General features: G+C 33.5%; 20 protein-coding genes. 18 read left to right on the forward strand and 2 right to left on the reverse strand.

The window, feature by feature from the left end; all coding sequences use genetic code 11:
• The first annotated feature begins 18 nt into the window (after positions 1–18).
• The 15 genes from F0000_RS14645 (at position 19) to dnaG (ending at position 21,026) form a co-directional block, all read left to right on the forward strand.
• Positions 19–1,935, forward strand: coding sequence for a DUF3857 domain-containing protein (locus tag F0000_RS14645; protein ID WP_149625474.1), 1,917 nt, complete (start codon positions 19–21; stop codon positions 1,933–1,935).
• Between the two features lie 12 nt (positions 1,936–1,947).
• A complete protein-coding gene (locus F0000_RS14650; RefSeq protein ID WP_149625475.1) occupies positions 1,948–3,972 on the forward strand; it encodes a transglutaminase domain-containing protein in 2,025 nt (674 codons plus the stop codon).
• A gap of 39 nt (positions 3,973–4,011) precedes the next feature.
• The gene (locus F0000_RS14655; protein ID WP_149625476.1) at positions 4,012–6,060 is read left to right on the forward strand and encodes a transglutaminase; all 2,049 of its coding nucleotides are present in this window, start codon (positions 4,012–4,014) and stop codon (positions 6,058–6,060) included.
• A 2-nt stretch (positions 6,061–6,062) separates the two neighbouring features.
• Entirely contained in the window at positions 6,063–6,389 is a 327-nt protein-coding gene (locus tag F0000_RS14660; protein ID WP_149625508.1) for a nucleotide pyrophosphohydrolase, read from the forward strand.
• Positions 6,389–6,634: a hypothetical protein gene (locus F0000_RS14665; protein ID WP_149625477.1), complete on the forward strand. Its 246-nt coding sequence runs from the start codon at positions 6,389–6,391 to the stop codon at positions 6,632–6,634. The genes F0000_RS14660 and F0000_RS14665 overlap by 1 nt, the downstream gene beginning before the upstream one ends.
• 91 nt (positions 6,635–6,725) lie before the next feature.
• The gene (locus F0000_RS14670) at positions 6,726–7,940 is read left to right on the forward strand and encodes a 3-phosphoshikimate 1-carboxyvinyltransferase (RefSeq protein WP_149625478.1); all 1,215 of its coding nucleotides are present in this window, start codon (positions 6,726–6,728) and stop codon (positions 7,938–7,940) included.
• Positions 7,941–8,018: 78 nt separating this feature from the next.
• A complete protein-coding gene (gene queA, locus F0000_RS14675; protein ID WP_149625479.1) occupies positions 8,019–9,068 on the forward strand; it encodes a tRNA preQ1(34) S-adenosylmethionine ribosyltransferase-isomerase QueA in 1,050 nt (349 codons plus the stop codon).
• Positions 9,069–9,508: 440 nt separating this feature from the next.
• Positions 9,509–10,483: a chalcone isomerase family protein gene (locus F0000_RS14680; RefSeq protein WP_149625480.1), complete on the forward strand. Its 975-nt coding sequence runs from the start codon at positions 9,509–9,511 to the stop codon at positions 10,481–10,483.
• 86 nt (positions 10,484–10,569) lie between these two features.
• Positions 10,570–11,610 carry a 23S rRNA (adenine(2503)-C(2))-methyltransferase RlmN gene (gene rlmN / locus F0000_RS14685; protein WP_149625481.1) on the forward strand — a complete coding sequence of 347 codons (1,041 nt, stop codon included), beginning with the start codon at positions 10,570–10,572 and terminating at the stop codon, positions 11,608–11,610.
• A gap of 98 nt (positions 11,611–11,708) precedes the next feature.
• Positions 11,709–12,686, forward strand: a complete 978-nt coding sequence (locus F0000_RS14690; protein ID WP_149625482.1) for a polyprenyl synthetase family protein — start codon at positions 11,709–11,711, stop codon at positions 12,684–12,686.
• A gap of 124 nt (positions 12,687–12,810) precedes the next feature.
• Positions 12,811–13,380, forward strand: a complete 570-nt coding sequence (locus F0000_RS14695) for an RNA polymerase sigma factor (protein WP_149625483.1) — start codon at positions 12,811–12,813, stop codon at positions 13,378–13,380.
• Entirely contained in the window at positions 13,361–14,164 is an 804-nt protein-coding gene (locus F0000_RS14700) for a hypothetical protein (protein WP_149625484.1), read from the forward strand. Before F0000_RS14695 ends, F0000_RS14700 begins: the two co-directional genes overlap by 20 nt.
• 71 nt (positions 14,165–14,235) lie before the next feature.
• Positions 14,236–15,303, forward strand: coding sequence for a hypothetical protein (locus tag F0000_RS14705; RefSeq protein WP_149625485.1), 1,068 nt, complete (start codon positions 14,236–14,238; stop codon positions 15,301–15,303).
• Between the two features lie 520 nt (positions 15,304–15,823).
• Complete coding sequence (locus F0000_RS14710; protein ID WP_223148905.1) at positions 15,824–18,835, forward strand: T9SS type A sorting domain-containing protein; 3,012 nt, start codon at positions 15,824–15,826, stop codon at positions 18,833–18,835.
• Between the two features lie 229 nt (positions 18,836–19,064).
• A complete protein-coding gene (gene dnaG / locus F0000_RS14715) occupies positions 19,065–21,026 on the forward strand; it encodes a DNA primase (protein WP_149625486.1) in 1,962 nt (653 codons plus the stop codon).
• Here the strand turns inward: dnaG and F0000_RS14720 are convergent.
• Positions 21,023–21,655, reverse strand: coding sequence for a response regulator transcription factor (locus F0000_RS14720; protein WP_149625487.1), 633 nt, complete (start codon positions 21,653–21,655; stop codon positions 21,023–21,025). The two genes, dnaG and F0000_RS14720, sit on opposite strands and share 4 nt — an antisense overlap.
• Before the next feature lie 141 nt (positions 21,656–21,796).
• Entirely contained in the window at positions 21,797–22,585 is a 789-nt protein-coding gene (nadE, locus tag F0000_RS14725) for an NAD(+) synthase (RefSeq protein WP_149625488.1), read from the reverse strand.
• Positions 22,586–22,760: 175 nt separating this feature from the next.
• On the opposite strand from nadE, the gene gldB reads away from it, so the two are divergent.
• The 3 genes from gldB to F0000_RS14740 all read left to right on the forward strand — a co-directional run bounded on the left by gldB (position 22,761) and on the right by F0000_RS14740 (position 26,908).
• The gene (gene gldB / locus F0000_RS14730; protein WP_149625489.1) at positions 22,761–23,720 is read left to right on the forward strand and encodes a gliding motility lipoprotein GldB; all 960 of its coding nucleotides are present in this window, start codon (positions 22,761–22,763) and stop codon (positions 23,718–23,720) included.
• A complete protein-coding gene (gene gldC, locus F0000_RS14735; RefSeq protein ID WP_149625490.1) occupies positions 23,720–24,058 on the forward strand; it encodes a gliding motility protein GldC in 339 nt (112 codons plus the stop codon). Before gldB ends, gldC begins: the two co-directional genes overlap by 1 nt.
• 375 nt (positions 24,059–24,433) lie before the next feature.
• A complete protein-coding gene (locus tag F0000_RS14740; protein WP_149625491.1) occupies positions 24,434–26,908 on the forward strand; it encodes a T9SS type A sorting domain-containing protein in 2,475 nt (824 codons plus the stop codon).
• Positions 26,909–26,968: the final 60 nt, after the last annotated feature.

Genomic DNA, 26,968 nt, shown 5'->3' on the forward strand with positions numbered 1-26,968 from the left:
CCCCAGAATAAAACTTATATGCAAAAAAAAATACAACTACTCCTGGTTGCAGTTTTTCTATGTACGTTCATACGAATTTCTGCACAAGATGACTTGAGCCTGCAAGCCGTAATACTTGATTCGGTTTTGACTGAAAATGCAAATGCAATTGTAAGATCTGAAGCTGTAGAAATACAGATCAACTCAGTAAATTCTGTTACCGTAAAAAACAAGAGGGTCGTTACCGTTTTGAATAAGTATGGGAATGGATATGCCGATTCTCGTGAGTATTATGATCCTTCTACTAAAATTAAAAAATTAGAAGCGATCGTATATAATTCCTTTGGTAAGGAAATAAAAAAATATAAAAAGAAGGACTTTATGGATAGAAGTACATATGATGGCTATTCCCTTATTGGTGATAATCGCATGTTGTATTTTGAACATACTCCTATTGGATACCCCTACACGTTGGTTTATGAAAGTGAAGTTGAACATAAGAGCTCTGCATTTATGAAACCTTGGTTCCCAGTTGTTGATTATCATATAAGTGTAGAAAATTCTTCATATAAAATAGTGAACCCCAATAAGATTCCGTTACGGTATAATGAAAAGAAATTTGATGGATACCCGGTACAAATAGATAGAGGTGATCAAGAAGTTTCATATGTGATTTCTAAAGTGCCGGCGCTGGAACCTGAGCAAAAAAGCCCTGCGCTTAAAAAGCTAGTACCAAATGCCTGGGTCGCATTAAAGGATTTCTCTCTGGTAGATATAAAAGGTTCTGCTGTAGATTGGAAATCTATGGGTAAGTGGCAATATGATAATTTAGTTTCTGGTAGAGATCAATTATCTGCAGAAACTGTTCAAAAAATAACAACTCTAGTGGCTGATGCTACTTCGAATAAAGAAAAGGCAAAACGTATTTATGAGTATGTACAGGATAAAACAAGATATATAAGCGTACAATTAGGGATAGGTGGATGGATGCCTATGCAGGCTCAGGATGTAGATAGATTGGGATATGGAGACTGTAAAGCATTGACTAATTATACCAAAGCATTGCTAGATAGTCAGGATATTGAATCTTATTATACTGTTGTTTATGCTGGTAAAGGTAAAATAGATATAGACTCAGAATTTGCTTCAATGCAAGGCAATCACGCGATATTAAACGTTCCGAATGGAGAAGAAGATATCTGGTTAGAGTGTACAAGTCAGACCGCACCTTTTAATTTTATTGGCAATTTTACAGATGACAGGAATGTTTTGGTGATCAAACCAGAAGGAGGAGAAATCAAAAGAACAAAAAAGTATGCTCCAGAAGAAAATATAATGACTACTACAGCAACCATAACTCTAAAAGCTGATAAGTCCATAGAAGCCGAGGTTACGTCCGTATCAAAAGGGTTACAATATAATAAGAGATATTTTATCAAACAAAAACCTGTAAAAGATCAAAAACTATATTATAAAGAGTATTGGGATTATGTAAATAATCTGGATGTAGTATCCATAAAATTAAATGATGATAAAAATGAAATAAGTTATACAGAAAAGATTAAAGTGAGCGCTACAAGTTACATGACAAAAGCCGGGAGCAGACTGTTAGTGATTCCTAATATGTTTAATAGAGTTAAAAGGAGAATGCCAAAATATGAGGATAGAAAAACAGCCTTGGTAGTCCCCAGGGGATATGTGCATACAGATGAATATATTATTAATATTCCTGAGGGGTACACATTGAATTCAGTTCCCGAAAAGAAAGAATTAGAAACGATTTTTGGCAACTATACGTATGAATTAGAAAAACTAAGCGAATCTCAATTGAAATTTAAAAGATTCTTGAAGATGAACGATGGGACATATCCTAAAGAACAATATGAGGAGTATCGGGAGTTTATGTCTAGAGTTAGAACGATGGATAAGTCCAAAATAGTACTAAAACAACAATAAAATTAATTAGTCATGGGAAAACTAAAAATAGTAGGAACTTGTATATTCTTCATTGTTTTTCAGTGTATACACTCGCAGGAATATAAATTTGGGAAAGTATCAAAAGAAGAATTGCAAGAAAAATTCTATCCACTGGATAGCACTGCAAATGCAGCTGTTTTGTATGAAAGTAAAAATATACATATTGAATATAATCAATCAGATGGATTTCAACTCATCACAGAAGTATATAAAAGAGTAAAATTGTACAATAAAGAAGGCTTTGCCTATGCTACAGATGAGGTGTTTTTGTATAAAAATAACAGTGATGAAGAAAATGTAAGTGGTCTCAAAGGAATTACTTATACTATAGTTAATAATAAAATTGTAGAAACAAAGCTTAAAAAAGATGGTATTTTTGAGGAAGAGCTTTCAGAAAATTATGATCAGAAAAAATTCACCATGCCAGCTTTACAAGAAGGATCTGTTATCGAGTATAAATATAAGATCATTTCGCCATTTATTAGCAATATTGATAGAATTTATTTGCAATACCAGATTCCCATAAAAAAAATTGAGGTAAAAGTAGCATCTCCTGAGTATTATAGTTTTAAAAAATTCACCTCGGGATATCTGCCTGTTGATTTAAAAGAATCCACTCATTCTGGCAAGATTTTTTTGACCTCTAAGACCAGATCTGGAGGAAACACTAGATCAGTCTCGAAAACAACATTTCACAGGGATGAAATCGATCATAAAATAGAAGTAAACAATATAATTTCTACAAATGTACCTGCATTCAAGAAAGAACCATTTTCTGGGAATGTAGAAAATTATATTTCATCTATAAGTTATGAATTATCATATGTTAAATTTCCAAATGAATCGATAAAATACCGATCGACTACCTGGGAAGATGTGACAAAGACAATTTATAAGAGCCCAAAATTTGGAGATGAATTAAAGAAAATCAATTACTATAAAGAAGATATAGATAATCTTATAAGTGGTGTGAGTGATCCTGTAAAAAGAACAGCAGTAATTTACAATTTTGTAAAGAACAAAATGAACTGGAACAGAAAGCGTTCTGTGTATACTAGAAATGGAGTTAGAAAAGCATATAAAGAAGGTGCTGGAAATGCTGCAGAGATTAATTTAATGCTTACTTCTATGCTTACATATGCACATATAGATGCGAATCCTGTGGTAGTAAGTACTAGTGATAGGTTAGCGTCCTTATTTGCTACATTAAATGGATTTAATTATGTAGTAACCAGAGTGAAACTACCTGATAACAGGATGATGTATCTGGATGCTACGGATAAATATGGGATGCCTAATACGCTTCCAGATAGGGTTATTCGTGGTACAGGTAGAGTAATTGCTAACAATGGAGCATCTCAGGTTGTTAATTTTAGACCGCAAAAACCTTCTAAAAACAGATATAGTATACAATGCAATATCGATGATCAGGGTGTGGTGAGAGGAAAGCTTAGTATGCATCATCTTGATTATTTAGCTCATAATTTTAGAGTTGCATTTGCGGAGAAAGATGAGGAAAGTAAAATAAAGCGTTTAGAAGAGAAGTATAATTTTAGTGAATTAGAAGCGTATACCATAACAGGAATAGAAAAATATGGAAAAGGGGTGAACGAAAGATTCACTTTTATATCCGAGGATGAAGTAGAGGTAATCGAAGATGAAATTTTCTTTTCACCTTTATTGTTCTTAAGAGATAAAGAGAATATTTTTAAAACAGAAAAAAGAGAATTTCCAATTGATTTTGGTTTTGGTTTTTCTAATACGTATGTGGTGAATATTAAAATTCCAGAAGGGTATCATGTGGTTGAATGCCCAGAATCAATAGCGTTTAAACTACCAGAAAATATGGGTGTATTTTCTTTTAGATCTCAGGTAGCAAATGGCATTATACAACTTATGATAGATGAAACGATGAATACTGCATTAATTCCTGCGCAGTATTATCAATCAATAAAAGAATTCTATAATCAAGTTATTCAGAAAGAAAATGAACAAGTAGTTCTTAAAAAAATATAGTCATAGTTATAAGGTATAGTAATGTATAAAATATTCAATATGTCAACATGTAATAATTTAAAAATACTACAAGTGTGTGTGTTACTTGTTTTGTCACTTACTATAAATGCGCAAGAGTTTAAATTTGGGAAAGTTTCTAAAAAAGAATTGCTAGAGAAGTCATATCCTTTAGATAGTTCTGCTAATGCAGCAGTTTTATATGAAAGTAAAGGAGTTCATTATGTATATAATCAATCAGAAAAATGGTTTCAGTTAGAAACGGAGGTTTTTAGAAGAATAAAACTGTATAACAAGCAAGGTTTTATACATGGTACTGATAGGACGTATTTATATAAAAATAATGTTTCAGAAGAAGTTGTTAGTGGCTTAAAAGGTGTGACTTATAATTTAGAAAATAATAAGATTGTAAAAACAAAACTTAAAAAAGATGGTGTTTTTAAAAATGAATTTTCAGAGGATTATAATCAACATCAATTTACAATGCCAGTACTAAAAGAGGGATCAGTTATAGAATATTCATATAAGATTGTTTCTCCATTTGTGTATAATATCGATAGAATCTATTTGCAAGAAAGAATTCCAATCAAAAAGTTAGCAGTCAAAATTGAATTTCCAGAATATTTTAATTTCAAAAAGTTTACTACTGGGTATTTACCAATTAATCTTAAAGAAACATTTTCTAATGGTGATTTTGTTTATATGCCTGATCCTAAAACTCCAGACATGTTGAAACAAGGACTAGGTGTGACAGGCAAAAGAACTAAGCGAAAACAAAGTATAATTGATTATAAAATAAATGTAAATACAATTCTGTCATCTGATGTTCCGGCATTTAATATAGAAGCTTATTCTGGTAATGCCAAGAACTATATATCCTCTATTGTTTATGAATTACAATATACAAAGTTTGGAGATAATATTAAGAACTATGCTACCACCTGGGAGGATATTATAAAAACGATATATAGCAGAGCTGGTTTTGGGGAAGAATTAAAGAAAAGTAATTATTATAAAGAAGACCTTAATCAATTACTTATGGGAATAAGTGATCCGGTAAAGAAAACTGTTTTAATCTATGAATTCTTAAAGAAGAAAATGACATGGAACAGTAGACATTCTGTTTATACAAGAAATGGAGTAAAAAAGGCATATAAAGAAGGGGTTGGCAATGTTGCAGAAATAAATATAATGCTTACCTCAATGTTGTCTTCTGTTGGGATTGATGCTAATCCCGTATTGATAAGTACTAAGGACAGGGTGGCGTCACTATATCCTACATTAGATGGTTTTAATTATGTAATTACCAGAGTTAGATTCTCTGACGGCAATATGATGTATCTAGATGCTACAGATAAATATGGTGAGCCAAATATTCTCCCTGATAGGGTACTACATGGGGCTGCAAGAATAATCTCTGATAATAAGACATCCCAAAGCCTAAACCTAAGACCCAAAAAACCTTCAGAAAGCATTTCTAGAGTACAATACCAAATAGATACCCATGGATTAATAAAAGGAAAAGCTAATTTATATAATATGGGGTATTTAGCGCATCGTTTTAGAGTGAGACAAGGAGAAGAAAGTCTAGAAACTCAAGAAAAAAGAGTAAAACAAAAATATGAGATAAGCGATCTAGAACAGTATGATGTTAAAGGAATTAAAGATATAGGAAAACCAGTTAATGAGCGTTTCGAATTTTCTTTAGAAGACCAGGTAGAGGTAATTGATAACGAAATGTTTTTCTCTCCATTATTGTTTTTAAAGTATAAAGAAAATATTTTTAAGTTAAAAAAACGTGTGTATCCTATTGATTTTGGTTATGGGTATATTAATACTATAAGTGTCAATATTAAGATTCCCGAAGGGTATCAAATAGTAGAGACTCCAAAAGAAGCAGTTGTTCAATTACCTGACAATATGGGAAGCTTTGTGTATAGATTAAAAATAAATGGGGATTCAATACAGGTTTCGGTTGCAGAAACTTTAAATGAATCCATTATTTTAGCAGATAAGTACCCTGTTATAAAAGAATTCTATAATCAGATAATTCAGAAAGAAAACGAACAAGTAGTTCTTAAAAAAATATAGTGATGAATATTAAAAATGCGCAAAGAGCTGTAGATAAGTGGATACAAGAACACGGAGTCAGATACTTTAATGAGTTGACTAACATGGCGCAACTTACAGAAGAAGTAGGAGAGGTGGCTAGAATTATTGCCCGCCGTTATGGTGAACAAAGTGAAAAAGAAAGTGATAAAAATAAAGACCTTGGAGAGGAGTTAGCAGATGTGTTATTCGTAGTTTTGTGCCTCGCAAATCAAACGGGTATTGATTTACAGGAAGCTTTTGATAAGAAACTAGATTTGAAAACAAAAAGAGATCACGATCGTCATCATAATAATGAGAAATTGAAATAATGTTTAAATCGATAATTACGTCCAAAAAATATTGGATTTCTGTATTGTTATTAGGAATAGTTTTTATACTGCTTTTTAGCTTAATAGAACATTTTATGGAGTACGGAGGTTTGATATTTACTGCCTTCAAAGAAGAAAAGCTAGCGAATGGGCATTGGATTAGATATCTTTTATCGCGTCTTGTCGGAGGGTTTGTTTATGGAGCAATAATGGCGTATTATTTTGAATTAAGAAAAAGAAAATAAAATAGAATTAAGATATATCTGTTAATTTTACCTTCCCTAGAATACGTGTTAATAGATTCATTTTAATAGTAAAAACAACAAATAAAGGCTAATGAAACTTGACCATATCTCTAATACTATAGATGCTACGATACAGATAACGGGTTCTAAAAGTGAAACAAACAGGCTGTTAATATTACAATCCCTATATCCAGAAATTACAATAGAGAACCTGTCAAATAGCGATGACTCTCAATTAATGAAGAAAGCGTTGGCGAGTCGAGAAGAGCTTGTTGATATTCATCATGCCGGAACTGCGATGCGATTTCTTACGGCGTATTTTGCTGTTCAAGATGGCAGAACTACCGTTTTGACTGGTAGCAAGAGAATGCAGGAACGCCCGATTAAAATTCTGGTAGATGCATTAAAACAACTGGGATGTACTATTAGTTATGAAAAAGAAGAAGGATATCCCCCAATAAGAATTTCAGGAAAGAACCCTACAGCTAATAAAGTGTCACTGGCTGCAAATGTGAGTAGTCAATATATCTCTGCATTAATGTTGATAGCATCTTCTCTGCCAGATGGATTAGAGATTTTGTTAGAAGGTAAAATTACCTCTGTTCCTTATATTAATATGACATTAAGTTTGCTTGAGGATGTTGGGATAGATGGGAATTTCGAAAATAATTTAATTAAAATCAAGCCGGTAAAAGTAGTCTCTCCAAAATCTGTTGTTGTAGAATCTGATTGGAGTTCTGCATCATATTTTTATAGTATTGTCGCATTGTCTGAAGGTAGAATAATTACATTAGGGAGTTATAAAAAATACAGCTATCAGGGAGACTCTTCATTAGCTGGGATTTATAAAAAACTAGGTGTAGAAACTACCTTTGGAGATCATACAATTACCCTAAAAAAGGTTGCATTACCCAGACATTTTGAAATATTAGAACTAGATTTATCTAATGCTCCTGATATTGCACAAACTATTGCAGTAACTTGTTTTGGACTGGGAATTGCGTGTTATCTTACAGGTTTACATACCTTAAAAATTAAAGAAACTGATAGATTAGTGGCTTTAAAAGTGGAGATTGAAAAATTAGGAGGAAAAGTGAACATAACTAACGATACACTTAGCTTAGAAGCTGTCAAAGAAATTAAGAAAAATGTTACAATAGCCACTTATAATGATCATCGTATGGCTATGGCGTTTGCCCCAATTGCACTAAGAACATCCATTGAAATAGAAGATGCTGGAGTGGTTTCAAAATCGTATCCTGATTTTTGGTCAGACTTAAAGAAATTAAATTTTAAAATCTCGTAAATGTAAAATATATGGTCATTTACTTGACAACCCCTATTTCCAGATTGTATATTTGCATCTTGAAAAAAACAAATACTAATGAAGTTATCACATTTTAGTTTTGACCTTCCACAAGATTTATTAGCCGAATATCCTTCAGAAAATAGAGATGAAGCGCGTTTAATGGTTCTTAATAGAAAAGATCAAACAATAGAACACAAACAGTTTAAAGATCTTATTGATTATTTTGAACCTAATGATGTAATGGTTCTTAATAATACTAAAGTTTTCCCTGCAAGATTATACGGTAATAAAGAAAAAACAGGAGCTAGAATTGAAGTGTTTTTACTAAGAGAATTGAATTCAGAAACCCGTTTATGGGATGTTCTTGTAGATCCTGCGCGTAAAATACGTATTGGGAACAAACTATATTTTGGTGATGATGAAAGCTTGGTGGCAGAAGTAATTGATAATACTACCTCCAGAGGTCGTACGTTACGTTTTCTTTATGATGGTTCTTATGATGAGTTCAGACAGAAACTTACTGATTTGGGAGAGACACCTTTGCCTAAGTATATTAAAAGAGAAGCTGAACCAGAAGATGAAGAAAGATATCAGACAATATATGCCAAAAATGAAGGCGCTGTAGCTGCACCAACAGCAGGATTACACTTTTCTAAACATTTGATGAAACGCCTGGAGATAAAAGGTGTTGATTTTGCCGAAATTACACTGCACGTTGGTTTAGGAACATTCAATCCTGTAGAAGTAGAAGATCTATCCAAACATAAAATGGATAGTGAAGAAGCATATGTGACTGCGCAAGCTACAAAGGTTATCAATCAAGGAATCAAAAATAAGCAGAGAATTTGTGCTGTAGGAACTACAGTAATGAGAGCATTAGAAAGTTCGGTTTCTTCTGATAATACGTTAAATGAGTTTAGAGGATGGACCAATAAATTTATTTTCCCTCCCTATGATTTTAGTATAGCTAATAGTATGATTACTAATTTTCATACACCTAAATCTACATTGTTGATGATGGTTTCTGCTTTTGCAGGCCATGATTTTATTAAAGAAGCATATGATCAGGCAGTAAAAGAAAAATATAAATTTTATTCTTACGGAGATGCTATGTTGATTATTTGATATAAAAAAAATGATTTTCTCTTTCATCTACAAAAATGAGTTTTTTTAAGTTTAAAATAAAAAAAAACAGAATGTAGAATAGAGATAATCTTTTCTAAATATTTATAGTAGAACTTCACTTTTAAGTGTAAAAGTGAAGTTCTCTTTTTTTTTGTAAAAATATATTCTTCATTTATAATTTTTGAACTAAATTCTTGAAGGATATGTTGTAATAATCTTAAAATTAACTAGTTGATTAGTTATTTAGTGAAAAATTAGTACTTTGCGGATTTTTGCAAATTACGGTTTAACCGTAATTCGTAAAATATATAGATTTAGTGACACAATTTTTTATCAAAAACATGATGTTTCCCAGTTGTTACAATATACTTTTTGATAAATTATTTCGTTTTTTTGTGTAACTGTATAAGTAGAATTATTTTTAATTTAAAAACCAACTTATGAAGGGAAAAATACTTATTATTTTCTTTTTTCTTACTTTTTTATGTTTCTCACAAACAAAGGTGGGGGATGTACACTTTAATGATATCGATGTTTTTGACAAAACAGAACTGATGCTTAATGGGGCAGGAGAAAAAGATAGATATTATGCGATTGCTTTGTATCTGGATTTTGAGGTAGATGGTGTTGAGGATGGCATAATGGTAGCCGATAAGGATACTGATATGGCATTTACGATAAAGCCGATTTCTAATATCTCTGGAGATAGATTAAAAGGGGTTATCAGAAATGGTTTAGAACGTGCCACTGACGGTAATAGTTATTTGCTGGAAAATCAAATCAGGGATTTTTTAAAACTATTCCCTCAAAAGATTAATAAATATGAAATTTTTAGAATTGTCTATTCTAAAGATAAAAAAATTACTCTTTATAAGAATAAAGAACGATTAGGTTCAGTAAACGATAGTTTTGAGTTCAAAAAAGCTCTTTTTAAAGTATGGCTCGGAGATAACCCGGAAGATGCTGGATTAAAAGAAGATTTGTTAGGAGCCTTTGAGGAAAATCCTATATTGGGAAAATGGAAAGCATATGATAAAAAGACAGGTGTAGCTATCAATATTGTTCAGTTATATATGATAGAGAATAGAGTTTTTGGATCTATAGAAAGAATGTTACGCCAATCAGAAAGAGATGCTGTATGCTATGAATGTGAGGGAGATGATAAAAATCAACCGGTAGAAGGGTTGGTCATTCTTAAAAGATTGAGCGACAAAGGTGGAAATAAGTATACAGGAGGGAAGTATACAAATATAAGAACAGGAGAAGTCTCGGATTGTCAAATCTGGATAGATAAAAATGATCCTGATATACTTAAGGTAAAATATAAAGGTAGCGGTGGGACTCATCAGTGGAAACGGATTAAAGCATCTGTTAAAAATAATAGAGAAGATTTTCGAACAGTAAAAGGGTTTTAGCATACTGTCTTCTTTTGTATATATAAATAATGGTTTAAGCTTTTCAATTAGATATCGATGTATCTTTTGTATACTTTTGCAAAGAAATGAAGTCAGTAAAAAAAGATATCAGAGCATTAACAAAAGAACAATTACGTCAGTTTTTCGAAGATAATGGCGATAAAGCTTTTAGAGGTAATCAAGTATATGAATGGTTATGGGGCAAGGGAGCACATAGCTTTGAAAATATGACGAATATTTCTAAAACTACCAGAGAAGTTCTAGAACAAAACTTTGTAATTAATCATATCAAAGTTGATCAAATGCAACGAAGTGCAGATGGTACTATCAAAAATGCCGTTAGACTTCATGATGGATTAGTCGTAGAATCAGTATTGATTCCTACCCCCACAAGAACGACTGCTTGTGTTTCTTCTCAGGTGGGATGCAGTTTGGATTGTAGGTTTTGTGCCACATCCCGTTTAAAAAGAATGCGAAACCTAAACCCGGATGAAATTTATGATCAGGTCGTTGCTATAGATAACGAAAGTAGATTGTATCATAATAGACCCTTGTCCAATATTGTTTTTATGGGCATGGGTGAGCCGCTTATGAATTATAATAATGTCCTCAAAGCAATTGATAAAATTACGTCAGAAGAGGGCTTAGGTATGTCTCCTAAAAGGATTACAGTATCAACTTCAGGAGTCCCGAAGATGATTAAGAAAATGGCAGATGATAAAGTGAAGTTTAAACTAGCTGTTTCTTTACATTCGGCTATTGATGAAGTGCGCACAGCTATAATGCCATTTAATAAAAACTTTCCACTTTCAGAACTAAAAGAAGCATTAGAATATTGGTATACCAAGACAAAAAGCAGGATTACCTATGAATATATTGTATGGAAAGGAATCAATGACAGAGAAGAAGATATTAACGCATTGATTAGGTTTTGTAGTTATGTTCCTTGTAAAATAAACTTAATAGAATATAATCCGATTGATGATGGAGAGTTTCAGCAAGCATCCAATCAGTCTATAGATAATTATATCAGAGCGTTAGAGTCAAAAGCTTTTGTGGTGAACGTGCGTAGAAGTAGAGGAAAAGATATTGATGCTGCCTGCGGGCAATTGGCGAATAAGTCCTGAAAAGCTGTCAATATAAATTATTTAGTTCGTGGTTTGACGCTCCATCGGGATTGTAGTATCTTCGCATACAATAAGAAAACAAAATTAGCTGCTTCATATTGAAAATAGTTGAGCAAATAAAACTACCTATAATTGATGAAATGGAACTTTTTGAACAGAAGTTTTCACAATCAATGTCTTCAAAAGTAGCTTTGCTAAATAGAATTACACATTATATAGTCAATAGAAAAGGCAAGCAAATGCGCCCAATGTTTGTTTTTCTTGTGGCCAAAATGATTTCTGGTGGTAATACAAATGAGCGAACTTATAGAGGTGCTTCCGTTATAGAACTCATACATACAGCAACATTAGTACACGATGATGTAGTTGATGATTCTAACAGGCGTAGAGGGTTTTTCTCAATCAATGCGCTATGGAAAAATAAGATTGCAGTATTAGTAGGAGATTATTTGCTGTCCAAAGGCTTATTATTGTCTATTGATTATGGAGATTTTGACCTCCTGAAAATTATATCTGTAGCAGTTCGCGAAATGAGTGAAGGAGAATTGTTGCAGATAGAAAAAGCCAGAAACCTTGATATAACTGAAGGTGTATATTATGAAATTATTCGTCAGAAAACAGCAACGTTGATTGCTGCTTGTTGTAGTTTAGGAGCTTGTTCTGTAGATCCAGATTCTGAATCAGTTGAGAAGATGAGAAAATTTGGCGAACTTATTGGTATGGCATTTCAGATAAAAGATGATCTTTTTGATTATGGAGATGATGTAATTGGTAAGCCTATAGGAATTGATATCAAGGAACAAAAAATGACACTTCCATTAATTTACACCTTAAATCATTGTTCTAAAGAAAAAAGAAAATGGCTTATTAATTCCGTTAAAAATCATAATAAGGATAAAAAAAGGGTTAAAGAGGTTATTGGTTTTGTGAAAGTGAGTGGGGGGTTAGAGTATTCTATTAATGTAATGCTTCAGTTTAAAAAAGATGCACTGTCACTTCTTTCAGAATATCCGGATTCAGATTATAAATCATCTTTAGAGCTTATGGTTAATTATGTTATAGACCGTAAGAAGTAAATGGTGTACTAGCGCCAAGTAATATTTCTAATTAGAATATTGATTATTTTATTCCTCAGGCAACCTTTTTTATTTTTATAGCGTCTATGTAAATAGAGAACCTTATAAAATAAACGATTTTACTTTGAAAGTTATTCAGTTTTATAAAAACGAAACACAGCTTATCCATAAAGCAAGAAAAGGGCGCAGAGATGCTCAGCATCAATTGTATGAGAAATATGCTCCCAAAATGCTAGGTGTTTGTAGACGATATATAACTGATATCCAGTATGCAGAAGAAGTTATGCTAAGTGGCTTTTTAAAAGTTTTTACAAATTTAAATATGTTTAAATTTCAAGGAAGCTTTGAAGGGTGGATTCGTAAAATAATGGTTAATGAATCTATATCTTTTCTAAGAAAACAAAAATTAATATTGTTTACAGAAGATATTTCCAAATACAAAGAAGAATCCTGGAATAATATAAATGAAGAATTAGAAGTAGAACAAATTCAGGAATTAATTGATAGTTTACCAGAAGGGTATAGAATGGTATTTGTATTATATGCGATAGAAGGATACAAACACAGTGAGATAGCAGCTATGTTGGGGGTGAGTACGAGTACATCAAAATCCCAACTTTTTAAAGCTAGAAAAATGTTGCAGGAAAAGTTAAATCAACAAAATAATATTAGCAATGGCGCCATTAAAATTTGAAGAAAGTATAAAAGAGAAGTTGGAGCAACGCGCAATACAGCCATCAGAGGGATCTTGGGAAAAACTAGAACAAGAATTAGATCATAAGGAAAAGAAGAAAAAGTATAAAAAATATTGGTTTGTAGGAGTGGCGGCCAGTTTAATTGGTTTTTTAATGATTACAACTTTTATGACAAGTACAGATGAAGTGATCAAAAGTGAACAAGTAGATCTTGTCGATACAACCAAGAAAATTAATGTTGAAAAAGAACCTCTGGATTCTTTAGAAAAAATAGAGCTTACTCAAACCCCATTGGTTCAAAATAAGAAAAAAGAGGAACCTGTTATAGAAAATGTTATAAAAGGACAACATGCGATTGTAGTTGATGCACATTTGAAGATTCCAGAAATAATTGATTCGATAAACGATTTTAAACCAATGGAGTCCATTGTATCAAAAACTACTTCTGTAGACGATAACGGGATGAATGAAAAAGCTATCGATACATCTGTTTTAGTCAATAAAATGATAATAGATAATAAGCTTGCTGGTGTTATAGATAAAATCAAAGAATTAAAAGAAAGCGATGTGCTGGTTACAGATGAGGAGATCGATAAATTGTTACGCAATGCACAGCAAGAAATTACACAGCAAGAAATTTTAAAATCTAATACGGTAGATGCTTTGTCACTGCTTCTGGATGTGGAATCAGAGCTTGATGAAACGTTTAAACAACGTGTCTTTGAAGCGCTTAAGACAGGTTTTCAGAAACTAAAAACTTCCGTAGTAGAACGAGATAATTAATATTCATCAATCAATCTGGTAAATTCTCTCTCCTTTATGGAGAGGGATACCAGTTAAATTCTAAAGTATACATGAAAACAATTATAGTATATATCGCACTAGCGATGATGGGACTTTGTACCCAATTTTTAATGGCGCAAGAAAAAAATATAGTAGAAAAAGTAGAAGAATTAGAACAAGAGAAAAAAGAAATAATTCGATCAGAAAAGGAAGCATTAAAAAAAGAAGTAGAAGCCATTAATGAAAAATTAGCAAAAGAGGAATTAACAATAGAAAAGGCTAACGGGTTAAAAGAAGAGGCAGCAAAAAATCGAGCCTTAAATATAGAAAATAGAATTGCTATTCTCAATAATAAGATAGAATTATTAAAGAGAAATGGAAGTGAATACTTAACAGGAGAAAAAGATGAAATATCTTTAAGAATAGGGAATGGAGGGGGAAATGATGATATCCTTTTGGATATTAAAATAAAGAATGATAAGAATAAAAAAATCAAATATGATAAAAGAACCTATTCCAATGCAGTGGTTGCTTTTGGTTTAAATAATGTTATTGTTGATGGGCAATCACTTGATGATTCTGACTATAAAATTATCGGAAGCCGGTTTTTTGAAATAGGTTGGGCATGGAAAACCAGAGTTTTTAAAAACTCGAATATCCTAAGAATAAAGTATGGAATTTCATACCAATCTAATGGATTAAAACCAACAGATAATAGATATTTTGTCGAAAATGAAGATCAAACAAATTTAGAAGAATTTAGGATAGAATTGGATAAGTCAAAATTTAGAATGGAAAATATTGTGATTCCAGTGCATATGGAACTAGGTGCTTCAAAAGCTATTAAATCATCCGAAAGTATTAGATATACTACAAGGCACAAGTTTAGAATTGGATTAGGCGGTTATGTTGGTGCGAATATCAGTACACGTCAAAAGCTTAAATACAAAGAAAATGGGGAACGAGTTAAAGAAAAAATCAAAAGAGATTACAATACAAGTGATTTAATTTATGGGTTGAGTGCGTATATTGGTTTTAGTGATATGTCAGTATATGCAAAGTATGATTTATCAACAATTTTTAAAGATTCACTAGTAGATCAGAATAATGTGTCTTTAGGGTTGCGTTTTGACCTATAGTAATAATCTATGAATGGATAAGTCCTCCATCAAGGCATGAAAATAGGGTGAATTAGTTGACGATTTTTGTATTTTTTTATGATTATGTGTTAGCTGTTTGACTGCAAGCAAAGAACCGTATCGAATATGCGGTTCTTTGTTGTGATATATACTATTGTATGTTTATTATACTAGTATATTCAATATATCCTATCAAAGTACAATGATAAATAGCATGATTATATTTTGTTAAATAATGTACAAAAAAACAGATTGTTGTTAGGGAAAATGCGCTATTGTATTTCCTTAATTTGATTGCGGTTTTTGCTCAAGTTATTGATTGTAAGTATTTTATGACATTTTTTTATTTTTTATTTTTTCTCAAATAACATACATTTAAAATTCTAGAATTCTACGAAAAGACTTATAAGCTTTTATTATTTTTTGTGTTTGTATTTACCCCATTTTTGATACAGGCTCATAGAACTACTTATGTTAAAAATTGGCCTTAATTATAAATATTTAACCAAATTTTATATATATGAAAACACAATCTTATTATTTAGTATTCCTTATGTTGTGCAATCTTGGTCTTGTTGCGCAAGTTGGTTCCAAAGGCCCTACAACTATTACTACCTCTGAGTACATGAGAGAAATTCAAGCATTATCTTCGATGGATAATATTATCTCTGCAAAAAGTTTTGAACACAAAGCCCCTCCTAAAAAGAGAGGTTCTAATACCTTTGTTCCCGGTAAAGGTTTTCCAAAAGGTGAAGATCCTTTTTATTCTGGAATTCAGAAAAGTACAGCAGGTATGCAATTAAAAGCACCTATCGCATCTTTTGATGCACATGTGGGTACTGTGCTAAACGATGCTACCGGTGCCATAGGTCCTAATCATTATGTTTATGCTTTTAATTCAGGTTTTGGGATTCTGGATAGAGCGGGAAATGTATTATTACCAGAAGCTTCATTAGGTACATTGTTTCCCGGAGAAACCTTAGGAGATCCTATAGTAGTATATGATAATTTTGCAGACCGGTTTATTATTATGGAATTTAGCAATAGCCCTAATGGATTCTTAATTGCAGTTAGTCAGGGACCTGATCCCGTGAATTCAGGATGGTTTACTTATCGATTTAATACAGGAACATTTCCAGACTATGAAAAATTATCAATTTGGAGTGATGGATATTATATTACAGCTAATAAAGATCAAAATGCTCCGGATTCTAATGATGTAGTATTTGCCGTAAATAGAGATCAGATGTTAGCTGGAGAGGCTTCTGCTCAAATGATTGGATTTCCATTACCTGGAGCAGAAACTAATGGTTTCTACAGCCCGGGAGGATCTAATGCTACCGGGACTACTTTGCCACCAGTCGGTGTAGGACATTCTATTATCTATTTACAAGATGATAGTTGGAATGGTATTACAACAGATCATCTAAAGGTATGGACTACAGATGTTGATTGGGCCACTCCAAGTAATTCGTCAATTTCTCAGCCTCAGGAAATTATAACTACACCGTTTGATAGTGTTTTTGACAATGGTTCTTTTCAGAATTTAGATGAACCAGGCGATGGACCAGATATCGATGCGATTCAAGCAACAATGATGTATATGACAAATTACAGACGTTTTCCAACTCATAACTCTATGGTTTTGAATTTTGTGGTTGATTTAGATGGTACAGACAGTCTTGCAGGAATCAGATGGTATGAGTTGAGGCAGACGGCAGATGGTCAGCCTTGGACAATTTATCAAGAAGGAACGTATACACAACCAGATGGTCTAAGTGCATTTTGTGGTAGTATTGCTATGGATGGTCAAGGAAATATTGGGCTGGCATATACTGTAGTAAGTAATACTGTATTCACCTCATTGCGGTATACGGGTAGATTAGCAAATGATCCGCTTGGTACAATGACTGCTGCAGAAGAGGTTTCGGCAGATGGTGATGCACAAAATAATAGAACTGATGGTCGATATGGAGATTATGGTCAGATAACGATTGATCCATTAGATGATACAACCTTTTGGCATATTAGTGAGTATATGAAAGGACCAGCACCAAACGTAAGAAGAAGTCATGTAGTTGCTTTTAAAATAGAGCCAGCAATTATTGATAATGAAGCACCGTCAGTTCCTGCAAACTTAGAAGCATCAAATACTACTGCGAGACAAACAACGCTTACATGGGATGCGTCAACAGATAATATTGCGGTTACGGGCTATGATGTATACCAGGATGGAGCAATTGTTTCTACAGTAGCTGCGACGACGACGACGATCACTGGATTAACAGCAGAAACTACATATTCCTTTTTTGTAATAGCCAAAGACGCTTCAGGAAATCAATCTGGCGAGAGTAATACGGTGACTGTAACTACATTAATTAGTACTACCGGTCCAGGGTGTTTGGATGGATTGATTGCACCTTATGATGAAGGTTTTGAAAGTGGTCTTGGTGCATGGACACCAGCATCTGGAAATGATTTAGATTGGACAGTAGATACCAGTGGAACACCATCTAACAATACGGGACCGTCCAGAGCTGCTCAAGGTTCTTCTTATATTTATGTAGAAGCTTCAGGTGATGGCATCGGGTTTCCTGATAAACAAGCAATTCTTAACTCTCCCTGCTTTGATCTTAATGATATAACCTCTGCTCAGTTCTCATTCCAATACCATATGTTTGGTTCTAGTGATTTCGGTTCTTTGGATGTAGAGGCAAGTAATGATGAAGGGGTAACCTGGATAAGCATTTGGAGCAGAACAGGGAATCAAGGTAATTCATGGCAGTCTGCTACTATTGATCTTGCTGCGTATATAGGTTCAGGACTACAATTAAGATTTAATAGAGTAACAGGAGGTACCTGGAGAGCTGATGCGGCTATTGATGATGTAAAACTGACTGCTGGTGATGCAGGTGGTAGTTGCGCTAGCGGAGATATAATACTAAGTATAACGTTTGATAATTTTCCTCAAGAGACTTCTTGGGAGTTGACAAATTCGGGAGGAACTGTAGTGGCATCAGAGAGTTATTCTACTGCTAATCCTGATGGGTCTACCGTTACAGAAACCATAAGTGGACTTTCTGCAGGAAACTATACATTTACGATTTCAGATTCAATTGGAGATGGTATCTGTTGTAGTTTTGGTAATGGATCGTATACCTTATCAAGTGCTGTTGGTGAGATCGCTTCTGGAGGAGATTTTGACGATTCAGAAGCTACAAATTTCTGTGTAGAAGGAGTCGCTAAATTAGAAACACGCGCACTTAGTGGTATTCGGGCAGAGAATGATATAGATGCTTTTAAAATATACCCTAACCCAGCAATTGGTGTCTTAAACGTTGCTATAGAGAATAAATCTTTGGATAACGTAAAAATCTTCTCTATGTATGGTCAATTAGTGAAAGAAATTTCTGATCAAGGAACTAAAAAGCAAATTGATATTAGTGATTTGTCATCAGGAACCTATTTTATCAGATTTACTTCTGATAAAGAAGAATTAGAGATAACACGAAAATTTGTAATAGCCAAATAAATGACTCAGTTATCTAGTTTGTAATTCAGTTATGTAGAGGCTGCCTTTGTAAGGTAGCCTCTATGTTTTTTTAGATACTATACTAGACTACCTCAGGGCATGCTCGCGAGGTGTTTATTTGGAAAAAAAACATTTCGATTTCTAGTTAAGCGCCGGAGTATTTAAATATCGATTATCGAGTAAATATAGTACCTTTGTTAGCTGTTGTAATTATTAGATTTGTAGCTAAATGATCCATAAGACCACTATAGATGCCGTATTCGAAATTGCCAGATTAGAAGAGGTAATAGGTGATTTTGTCCAATTAAAAAAATCTGGAAGTAATTTCAAAGGATTAAGCCCTTTTAGTGAAGAGCGCACACCTTCTTTTATGGTTTCGCCCGTTAAACAGATTTGGAAAGATTTTTCGAGTGGTAAAGGAGGAAATGTTATAGCATTTTTAATGGAGCATGAGCATTTTACTTATCCTGAAGCTATAAAGTATCTAGCCAAGAAATATAATATCGAAATTGAAGAAACAGAGCAAACTGATGAACAAAAACTGCAAGCCGATGAGCGAGAAAGTATGTATTTGGTTAGTGAATTTGCAAATACTTTTTTTCAAAACACATTGCATAAAACCGAAGAAGGAAAAGCCATTGGGTTAACTTATTTTAAAGAACGGGGTTTTACAATAGAAACTATTAAAAAATTTGAACTTGGATATTCTCCAGACACTTGGGATGCATTTACTTCTGAGGCAATTAAGAAAGCTTATTCATTAGAATACCTTGAAAAGACAGGGTTAACTATAGTAAAAGAAGAAAAACAGTTTGATCGTTTCAAGGGGCGGGTTATGTTTCCTATTCAGTCTCTTTCTGGTCGCGTTTTAGGTTTTGGTGGCAGGATACTTTCTAACAATAAAAAGGCTGCAAAATATCTAAATTCTCCTGAGAGTGATATTTATCATAAGAGTAAAGTGCTATATGGAATCTATCACGCAAAACAATCAATTGCAAAAGAAGACAATTGTTTTCTTGTAGAAGGATATACAGATGTAATTCAATTTCATCAAACAGGTATCACCAATGTCGTTTCCTCTTCTGGTACAGCACTAACTTCGGATCAGATCCGATTGATACATAGATTGACTAAAAATATTACGGTTTTATTTGATGGAGATGCTGCAGGAATGAGGGCTTCAATCCGGGGGATTGATCTGATTTTGGAGCAAGGAATGAATGTAAAAGTATGTAACTTTCCTGATGGCGAAGACCCTGATAGCTTTGCTAAACAAAATACCCTGGAAGAATTAAGTGTTTACCTACAAGAAAATGCGCAAGACTTTATACGGTTTAAAGCTTCACTATTGCAAGAAGAGTCTAAAAGCGATCCGATCAAAAAGGCAGAATTAGTAAGAGATATGGTTGCTAGTATTGCTAAGATTCCTGATGTTATAAAACGAGAGATTTATGTACAAGAATGTGCTCGTATTATGGATATTTCTGAAGAAGTGCTCTTTGATACATTAGCACAGATTCGTAATGTTGATACAAAAGAACAAAGGAAACAGGATAAGCAAACCAGGAAAACCCTGGAAGTTGTAAAGCAAGAAACTCCAAAAAGACCAAAAATTAATGAGCAGGATGGTTTGGAAAAAAAAATTATAGAAATATTATTACTGTATGGAAATCAGGAAGAAGAGTTTGAAGATCTTATCCTTAAGGAAAATGAAGAAGGGGAACTCTTTTTAGAACAAGAACAATATACAAGTAAAGTATTTGAGAAAATTTATCTGGATCTTCAGGAAGATGAAATTGAATTTACACATGCTACTTTTAAGAGCGTTTATACAATTTTAATGGATCAATTAAATCAACAGGATGATTTTAAGATAGAGCAATTTATTAATCAGGTTCCTCCAGAGGTAGCGTATGAAATTACAGAAATAATGATGAATGAAGAACAGCACACTTTACACAGGTGGGTAGATATGGAAATCCATGTGAAGAAAAAAGAGCATTCGATCTCCCAATATGTCTCAGATACCATTCTTAATTTACGTAGGTTTTTGATTAATGAAAAAATAGAAGAACTTTCACAAGAAGTGAAAGCTCAACATATAGAAAATAAAATAAGTATTTTAGAAGATATCAGAGATTATCAGGCTCTAAAAAAATTGTTATATCGTAAATTAAATCGCGTAATTTAATTAATATGTAATAACCTTGATTGATGGATTAAATCTGCAAGATTATCCACTTTAAGTTTTTTAAGTAATCTTGTTTTATAAGTACTTACTGTTTTTTCATTAATAGACAATGTACTGGCAATGTCTTTGTTTCGTTTTCCAGAAGATAAAAGATTTAAAACTTCGATTTCTCTGGACGAAAGTTTTTTATACTTTACCACCATGTTATTTTCATTAGTATTACCATTAGCTAACTGTTGAGTTAAGTTATCATTAAGATAAATACCACCGCGGGCAACACGTTCTATAGCCTTTTTAAGCGTTTTTGTGGCAACAGTCTTTGATAAATATGCAGAAGCTCCGGCTTTTATGGCGCTAAGTGCATACATCTCTTCGGGGTGTGAGCTAAAAATAATTACTTTAATACCTGCAAATTCTTTTTTAATGGTTCGCAACGCCATAATTCCATTGATCTGAGGCAGGTCCAACTCCATGATAAGTATATCAGGAGTATTGGATTTCAAAATATCATACATTTCGTTCCCATTACTTACTTTTCCAATGATTTCAAAATCTTCGGAGTTTCTAAGCAAAGAAGCGATCCCTTTTCTTGTAATAGGATGATGATCTGCGATTAGTACGTTTGTCATTCTTGTTTACGGTTGATAATGTTAATTTAAATTTAGGGTTAACATTTCTAGGGGTAATTCTGATAATCGGTTTAATTGCAAAACTACTAAGAACTAAGTAATGGTAAAACGCTTTTTATCAAATTATCGATAAAAAGTAAGTTATAATAGATCAACGGGTATGTTGCATACAGGAATTGGGATCATTTTGTGCTGATTTACGGCGTTTAAACGAGAGTATGTCTTAAAAACCTCTTGTTCACGATCAGTAAAATCAATACTGTTTTTTCCTTCATCTGTCATTTTCATGGCCCATTCTAGTTCGTCATAACTAGCCCCAATCTGATCTTCATCACTTCTGCTGTCACCGAATAACCCATCCGTCGGAGCAGCAATTTGTATTGAGTTAGGTACTTCTAAATATACACCTAATTTATATACCTCGCTTTTTAATAAATCTGCGATTGGACTTATATCAACGCCACCATCACCATATTTAGTATAAAAGCCTACACCAAAATCTTCAACTTTATTTCCAGTTCCCACAACAATATACCCATATATGCCAGCCAAATAGTATAAAGATGCCATTCTTAAACGAGCTCGAGTGTTTGCCAATGCAAGATTTGTAGTAGTTTCAGACTCAGTTATTGGGACAGAATTTTTAAATTCTTCAAAAACTGGAGTTAGATTAATTTTAGTATCAGATACATTCGTATAGTTGTTTTTTAGTTGACTAATATGTTCTTGCGCTCGGTTAACTTGGCTTTCGGCTTGATGAATAGGCATTTCTACACATAAAGTATTTAGACCGGTTCTGGCACATAGAGAAGAGGTTACAGCACTGTCAATTCCTCCACTAACTCCAACAACAAAACCTTGTATGTTGGATTTTTGTGCATAGTTTTTTAACCAGGTGGTAATATGATCCACTACTTTTTCCGTTTGCATAATTTATTTTTTATTATTGTTTTGTAATTCGGGATAAATTTGTTTTCTCTACATTAATCTTACAATTTGTATTCAGAGAGTGATAACTTTGCGATTATAAAATTAATAAAAAAAGATGTCGTTAAAGGGTAAGAGAATTTATTTATATAGATATTGTAATATTGGGATGAAGAATATGAAGTTTTTAAAAATTGTCATTGTTTTTTGCATTATATGGTCTTGTAAAGAAGAAAATGAAGTTGAGAAGCAAATAGCAGGGATACCTGTGGAAATAGGAATCGAGCGTTTTGATCGGATTTTTGCAGATGCCACTCCAGAAAACTTAACAGACATAAAAAACAGATACCCTTTTTTGTTTCCTGAAAAAGAAGCAGATAGTGTTTGGATTCAAAAAATAAAAGATACCATACAAATAGAGATTAATGAAGAGGTAGAAAAAAAATATGAAAATTTCTCTAAAGAAAAGGAATCACTGGAATCACTGCTACAGCATGTCAAATATTATTTTCCAGAAGTAACAGTGCCCAGAGTGATAACAGTCACATCTAATGTAGATTACCAGCGTAAAGTAATTTTGTCAGATGATTTGCTCATTATATCCTTAGACACGTATCTGGGAGAACAGCATCATTTTTATCAAGGTATGCAATCATATCTTAAAAAGAATTTTGTACGAAGTCAAATTATACCAGATGTTGCTACGATGTATGCCAAGCAATTAGTAGAACTACCTAGAAACAGAACTTTTTTAGCAAATATGATTTATTATGGGAAAGAACTGTATCTAAAGGATCTATTCTTGCCTAATGTACTGAATTCCATAAAAATGAGTTATACAGAGGATCAATATAACTGGGCAGAATCTAATGAGGAAGAAATATGGAGATATTTTATAGATCGACAGTTGCTATATAGTACTGATGCAGATTTATCTCCTCGTTTTCTATATCCAGGACCTTTTTCTAAATTTTATCTAGAAGAAATAGATAAAGAATCCCCGGATAGAATTGGTCAATATATAGGCTGGAAGATTGTAGCTTCTTATATGAAAAATAACAATGTATCTTTGCGACAACTATTATTGGCAGATGCCGAGACAATTTTTAATACATCAAGATACAAACCCGTAAGATAATGGCAAATACAAATACGTCTGAAATTAGAATTGATATTGAATTAGACGAAAATAAGGTTCCTGAAAAATTGAGATGGACAGCAAAAGACGGAGGGATAGAAAATGAAGAAACAAAAGCTATGTTGTTGTCAGTTTGGGATTACAAAAATAAAGAAAGTCTTAGAATTGATTTATGGACTAAAGATATGCCCGTAGATGAAATGAAAATGTTTTTTCATCAAACGCTGGTGTCAATGAGTGATACATTTCAAAGAGCAACTCAAGATGAAAAAATGGCCGCAACCATGAAAGATTTTTGTGGTTATTTTGCGGAAAAACTTGATCTTATCAAGGAGTAGTACTTTTTTTGAAATTCTTAACTTTTAATCTTGAAATGGAAGTGTTATCTACAAAAACAACACATTTTGATTATTTGTTGATTATTTGAGAACAGTTTGATTCAAAAAAGATGGTTTTAAAATTTAAAAGTTCGAAATCAAAATGTTTTTTTCAATAAATGAATCGTGGGCTTGCCCCGAGGTAGTTTACTGTGAAAAGCAGTTAAGTTGTTTGTTTGTAATCGATTATGTTACTGCTTAAGTTGGATTGTAGAAATTTATTTTTTCATTTTTTCTTTCATTGGTTTTTCATAAGTGTTAGATATCTAACATTTTAGCTTGTTGGATTGGTTTATTTTTGATAATGCTTAAATAATCAAAAAATAGTCTAAGAAAATGAAAAAAAAATTACTTCAAGCAGATGTATTTGTTAAATATGTTTGCTTATTCGCGTTGTTTGTATTTACTGGTTATTCTGTTTTAGCTCAGGCGAATCCTCGTTTAACATCAGTTGCACCCGAAGATGATCTAGCCACTGTTACTATTACCAATTTTGGAGATATGGCTATAGATATGTCTGACTACTGGTTGTGTCTTAGGCCAGGTACTTATAGACAGATTAGTACATTAAACCCTGTGGGGAATGTTACTGTAATGCCTTCTGAAACTGTTACGGTTTCTTATAACGTAGATGTAGGTGTTGCAGATGATGGATTGTCATTATATGTTCCTGATACTCCTACTAATGGAGGTTTTGGAACTGCCTCTAATTTGATTGATTTTGTTCAATGGGGCGGATCAGGTAATATCAGAGAATCCCTTGCTGTTCAGCAAGGAGTGTGGGGAACAGGAGATTTTATCGTTGGGTCTGGTCCTTATACTTATTCTGGAAACGGAACTGAGAATGGTGTTAACTTTTGGAATGCTTGTACAGTTGATGCTGTAGCAATTCAATTAGTTGGTGGAGGTACAGAAATAAGTACATGTGCCGGTGATGGTGCGGATGATCTAATAGATGTAGAAGTAGTAGGAACAGGTGTCGGTACCAATAATGGTTGGGTGATCACCGATAATGCAACAGGAGAGATTTTAGGATTACCTGCAGCACCTCCATTTAATCTGGAAGGAGCCGGAGCCGGAATTTGTGGAGTTTGGTATATCCGTTATGAAGATGGATTGACTGGATTAACAGTTGGAGCAGATGTAGCTGGTTTATCAGGATGTTTTGATTTGTCAAACCCTGTATTAGTAGACAGATCAGGAGTTGATGGAGCAGCAATTCAATTAGTTGGTGGCGGTACAGAAATAAGTACATGTGCTGGTGATGGTGCGGATGATCTAATAAATGTAGAAGTAGTAGGAACAGGTGTTGGTACTAATAACGGCTGGGTGATCACCGATAATGCTACGGGAGAGATTTTAGGATTGCCTGCAGCACCTCCATTTAATCTGGAAGGAGCTGGAGCCGGAGTTTGTGCAGTTTGGTATATTCGTTATGAGGATGGATTGACTGGATTGACAGTTGGAGCAGATGTAGCTGGTTTATCAGGATGTTTTGATTTGTCAAACCCTGTATTAGTAGACAGATCAGGAGTTGATGGAGCAGCAATTCAATTAGTAGGTGGTGGTACAGAAATAAGTACATGTGCTGGTGATGGTGCGGATGATCTAATAAATGTAGAATTAGTAGGAACAGGTGTTGGTACTAATAACGGCTGGGTGATCACCGATAATGCTACGGGAGAGATTTTAGGATTGCCTGCAGCACCTCCATTTAATCTGGAAGGAGCTGGAGCCGGAGTTTGTGCAGTTTGGTATATTCGTTATGAGGATGGATTGACTGGATTGACAGTTGGAGCAGATGTAGCTGGTTTATCAGGATGTTTTGATTTGTCAAACCCTGTATTAGTAGACAGATCAGGAGTTGATGGAGCAGCAATTCAATTAGTAGGTGGTGGTACAGAAATAAGTACATGTGCTGGTGATGGTGCGGATGATCTAATAAATGTAGAAGTAGTAGGAACAGGTGTTGGTACTAATAACGGCTGGGTGATCACCGATAATGCTACGGGAGAAATCTTAGGATTGCCAGCAGCACCTCCATTTAACCTGGAAGGAGCTGGAGCCGGAGTTTGTGCAGTTTGGTATATTCGTTATGAGGATGGATTGACTGGATTGACAGTTGGAGCAGATGTGGCTGATTTATCAGGATGTTTTGATTTATCAAACCCAGTATTGGTAGATAGATCAGGAGTCGATGGAGCAGCGATTCAATTAGTAGGTGGTGGTACAGAAATAAGTACATGTGCAGGAGATGGTACAGATGATTTTATAGATGTAGAAGTAGTAGGAACTGGTGTTGGTACCAATAATGGCTGGGTGATCACAGATAATGCAACAGGAGAGATCTTAGGATTACCTGCAGCACCTCCATTTAACCTGGAAGGAGCTGGAGCCGGAGTTTGTGCAGTTTGGTATATTCGTTATGAGGATGGATTGACTGGATTGACAGTTGGAGCAGATGTAGCTGGTTTATCAGGATGTTTTGATTTGTCAAATCCCGTATTAGTGAACCGATTTACTGATGGTGACTGTACGTTATCAGTATCAGATTTTGATAATCTTGGAGTTTCAATATTTCCTATCCCGGCAAAAGATGTGCTTTCTGTACAGATAAATGATGTGGTATTGGGGGATGTTGATATTCAATTGTTTAATATGTTAGGTCAGCAGGTAAAGGCAAATAATGGGGTGAAGTCATCCGATGCTATTTTGATGAATGTAAGTGATTTACAATCTGGGTTATATGTTTTGTATGTCGTTAATGAAGCTGGACGCAGTGCTTCTGTGCAACAGATTGTTATCGAATAGATTCTCAAAGTTTATGTTAAAAACAAAAACAGTATACTGTCAGTTCTCAAATGAAATTAC

Origin of the sequence: Aquimarina sp. RZ0, from assembly GCF_008370685.1 — a bacterium.
Lineage (GTDB): Bacteria > Bacteroidota > Bacteroidia > Flavobacteriales > Flavobacteriaceae > Aquimarina.

Coding starts and splice junctions, on each gene's coding strand:
- F0000_RS14645 (WP_149625474.1), top strand. CDS start 19: ATGCAAAAAAAAATACAACTACTCCTGGTTGCAGTTTTTCTATGTACG.
- F0000_RS14650 (WP_149625475.1), top strand. CDS start 1,948: ATGGGAAAACTAAAAATAGTAGGAACTTGTATATTCTTCATTGTTTTT.
- F0000_RS14655 (WP_149625476.1), top strand. CDS start 4,012: ATGTCAACATGTAATAATTTAAAAATACTACAAGTGTGTGTGTTACTT.
- F0000_RS14660 (WP_149625508.1), top strand. CDS start 6,063: ATGAATATTAAAAATGCGCAAAGAGCTGTAGATAAGTGGATACAAGAA.
- F0000_RS14665 (WP_149625477.1), top strand. CDS start 6,389: ATGTTTAAATCGATAATTACGTCCAAAAAATATTGGATTTCTGTATTG.
- F0000_RS14670 (WP_149625478.1), top strand. CDS start 6,726: ATGAAACTTGACCATATCTCTAATACTATAGATGCTACGATACAGATA.
- queA (WP_149625479.1), top strand. CDS start 8,019: ATGAAGTTATCACATTTTAGTTTTGACCTTCCACAAGATTTATTAGCC.
- F0000_RS14680 (WP_149625480.1), top strand. CDS start 9,509: ATGAAGGGAAAAATACTTATTATTTTCTTTTTTCTTACTTTTTTATGT.
- rlmN (WP_149625481.1), top strand. CDS start 10,570: ATGAAGTCAGTAAAAAAAGATATCAGAGCATTAACAAAAGAACAATTA.
- F0000_RS14700 (WP_149625484.1), top strand. CDS start 13,361: ATGGCGCCATTAAAATTTGAAGAAAGTATAAAAGAGAAGTTGGAGCAA.
- F0000_RS14705 (WP_149625485.1), top strand. CDS start 14,236: ATGAAAACAATTATAGTATATATCGCACTAGCGATGATGGGACTTTGT.
- F0000_RS14710 (WP_223148905.1), top strand. CDS start 15,824: ATGAAAACACAATCTTATTATTTAGTATTCCTTATGTTGTGCAATCTT.
- dnaG (WP_149625486.1), top strand. CDS start 19,065: ATGATCCATAAGACCACTATAGATGCCGTATTCGAAATTGCCAGATTA.
- F0000_RS14720 (WP_149625487.1), bottom strand. CDS start 21,655: ATGACAAACGTACTAATCGCAGATCATCATCCTATTACAAGAAAAGGG.
- nadE (WP_149625488.1), bottom strand. CDS start 22,585: ATGCAAACGGAAAAAGTAGTGGATCATATTACCACCTGGTTAAAAAAC.
- gldB (WP_149625489.1), top strand. CDS start 22,761: ATGAAGTTTTTAAAAATTGTCATTGTTTTTTGCATTATATGGTCTTGT.
- gldC (WP_149625490.1), top strand. CDS start 23,720: ATGGCAAATACAAATACGTCTGAAATTAGAATTGATATTGAATTAGAC.
- F0000_RS14740 (WP_149625491.1), top strand. CDS start 24,434: ATGAAAAAAAAATTACTTCAAGCAGATGTATTTGTTAAATATGTTTGC.